We start from the raw sequence: 2,599 nt of genomic DNA, 5'->3' as shown, positions 1-2,599 counted from the left end.
CCATTGCTCCAAGCATCACCTGCATCATGAAGCCGGCTGTGCAGAGATGGGTCAAAGCCAACGCACTTGGTGTCCAGCGAGAGGCCATCGAATCCGGCCCACTCCATAACAAAAGAATCCCGGCGAGAATCGGAAAGAAGGGGGCGGTTACAAAAAAACGAAACGGTGCTGAAAAAGGAGGTGTCTGCTCGAATGACAGAAGAGCCTGCATTACTGTGATTTACGCCATATCAAAATTTCGACAACTCCATCCGGTTTTAGATCCGTCTGCCAAGTAAAACCATTGAGTTCCAACGTGCGATATAACGGATACGGTTCTCGCGTAAGAAGTAGCAGCAAATTTTCATCAATCCCAATGCCTTCGAGAGCCTCCATGGTACGGACAAAGGGTTCGGGCGGCTCCAGATTGCGCGCATCAATCACCCGGTTGGCGTGCGCATTAGTCATTTCCCCGGCTCCACTTCACGAACGGCCTCTTGCAGGAGCGGCAGAAGTGTGTCAGTTTGATTTTGAAGATGCTGATCGCACATTGGGTACAGAATGCTTTCTTCTTTCATATTATGCTGCTGCATCATGATCAATAACGTTTCCGCTTCGCCCTGATATGCTTCGGAATCTTGTGCGACAAGCGCATCTTCGGCAGAGGCTATCAGCTCACACAACTGTACGTGCTCGCCACGCATCACTTGCGTTGGCCCCATGTATATTCCTGTGTGATTTTCAAACGCAGGAAAGAGCAAAGATTCCTCGGCTGCAAAATGGCGCAGCATCGCGTCTCGAAACTTTGTGAAAGCACTCTTTGCCAGAGACCAAGACCCCGCAGCGACTTCCCTTTCGGCGGCAATAAAAAAATCATCGCAATGGCGATGATTTTCAGCCATGAACTCTTTGATGTTTTGCATGAAGCATCCTACCTAAATGACGAGTTTCATTGTCAAGCGAGGGTCAACTCTACGCCTTGACAAAAATCAAAAAGCCAACGGCCCATGCGTATGGGCTTTTACTGCGTCACGCTCGCAAGACGCCCACGTGTAGACCATCGAACCAGTCGATAAAACGTTGCACATCTTTGCCTTGGTAAATGGCGCCGTGTTGCGGACACAACAAATCAATATCAAGTTGCGAAGCACGCTCACACCACTGCCTTTTAGCTTCGTTTGATCCCATCCAGCGCCGATGGAAGGCTTCAGAGTGACGAATATGGGCGCTGAAATCTTTTACAAATAGCTCATTGTGCTCAGGCGGCAGCAGAGCAGCACCAACGTCTCCCGAAAAAAGCACCTTGGCGGCACGATCATAAAGATGAAAATTTCCAGAAGAATGCAGATAGTGAGCAGGAACAGCCTGCAACGGTAGACCACCAAGGGAAATCGCCATGCCTTCGTCGGGAATTACGGCAAAAGTACTCGCGTTTCCACCAAAATGGGGGATAAAGCTGGCCCATAGCCAACTAATATGGCAACGCATTTGCGGATTAAACTCAAGCCACAAGGCCAACGACGAAATTACGTCGGGATCTTGGTGCGAAGCAAATATCGAGGAGATGGCAGACGGATCGAACTCGGTAGCCACCGCTGAAAAGACCGCCGGAAACACTTCCAGGCCACCGGGATCCACCAGCATCCCCTGCCCGCCATGGGTCACCAGATATCCATTGGTATCGACCAAGTAGTCCGGACGAGCCGGATCGCGAACGATGGCAACCCATTTGTGGTCGCCGTCCTGGAAAATCGTTTGTGTTGTTTTCATGGTCAACCTCTGAAGAACCTGGATTTACGCAAAGTATCGAGCGAACCGCGAATTTCCTCGACGATGCCATCAGACTCGCTGGATACTTGAGACAGCGAAACAGAAAAAGCAGCGCCATAAGCAGCTTCAATTTTCGCCGACTTGGCCAGGACGCCACCTAGCTCAACCAGACGGAAAGCGTCTTCCACCGAAGAGCGCAATGAACGCCGTAAAATTGAAAGTTTCGCACGATATTCCGCCGTGCGCGACTCGCGATGCTCAAGTACCGCTCGCATTCGAGCACTTGAAGGAGCCTGTGCGGCGGCTGCCGCAAAAATACCGCTGTAACGCGAGTCCAGCAGCAATACGGAAACCTCGGCCACTGAATCGTGAATTAATCCGTTGAGCGATAGCATGGTTTCACGTAACTGCCCTGAAAAGCTTCGCAGTTCGTTGGAAAGTACACCAAAACCGAGTGCTGCTGTGCCCGCACGCTTGGCGAGAAATATTGCATTCAAGGCCATGATATTGATTTTGAAGGCAACTGCAACAACGGCTTTTATTTCCTCATTAATACGGACGATGTGTAGCAGATCCAGTGCTGATCCTTTAGGCTCTGTTCTGGGAGTAGTCGTCAATTCCTCTGTCATGAATTCACCGCTTTACACTTTAATATCGATCGGTTGCTGGCCAATGTTCCGACTTCAATTTTACGAGCTATTGAATGCCAGATCGCACCACCTTTTGCACAGGTGGCACTCTAGCAAACAACCGAGCCTAAGTGCACACTTGGGCAGGCTACTTTCCAGAAATGCTATTTCTCGAAAACGTAACTACCCGGCGCAGCCCCAAGGTTGGGATAATCCAGAGA

At 50.3% G+C, this 2,599-nt stretch carries 4 protein-coding genes; all 4 read right to left on the bottom strand.

Annotated features, from left to right (window positions below):
• Positions 1-210: 210 nt before the first annotated feature.
• Positions 211-447, bottom strand: coding sequence for a DUF2249 domain-containing protein (locus WCO51_12185; protein ID MEI6514012.1), 237 nt, complete (start codon positions 445-447; stop codon positions 211-213).
• On the bottom strand, positions 444-902 hold the full coding sequence (locus WCO51_12180) for a hemerythrin domain-containing protein (GenBank protein ID MEI6514011.1): 459 nt from the start codon (positions 900-902) through the stop codon (positions 444-446). Before WCO51_12180 ends, WCO51_12185 begins: the two co-directional genes overlap by 4 nt.
• A 106-nt stretch (positions 903-1,008) precedes the next feature.
• Positions 1,009-1,749 (bottom strand): MBL fold metallo-hydrolase, encoded by a 741-nt coding sequence (locus WCO51_12175; GenBank protein MEI6514010.1) that lies wholly within the window; start codon positions 1,747-1,749, stop codon positions 1,009-1,011.
• Positions 1,750-1,751: 2 nt separating this feature from the next.
• Positions 1,752-2,378, bottom strand: a complete 627-nt coding sequence (locus WCO51_12170) for a chemotaxis protein (GenBank protein ID MEI6514009.1) — start codon at positions 2,376-2,378, stop codon at positions 1,752-1,754.
• Positions 2,379-2,599 lie beyond the last annotated feature (221 nt).

It is taken from the genome of bacterium (genome assembly GCA_037131655.1).
Lineage (GTDB): Bacteria > Armatimonadota > Fimbriimonadia > Fimbriimonadales > JBAXQP01 > JBAXQP01.
The sequence above is the reverse complement of the archived record's forward strand: the minus strand, read 5'-3'. Positions and strand labels throughout refer to the sequence as shown.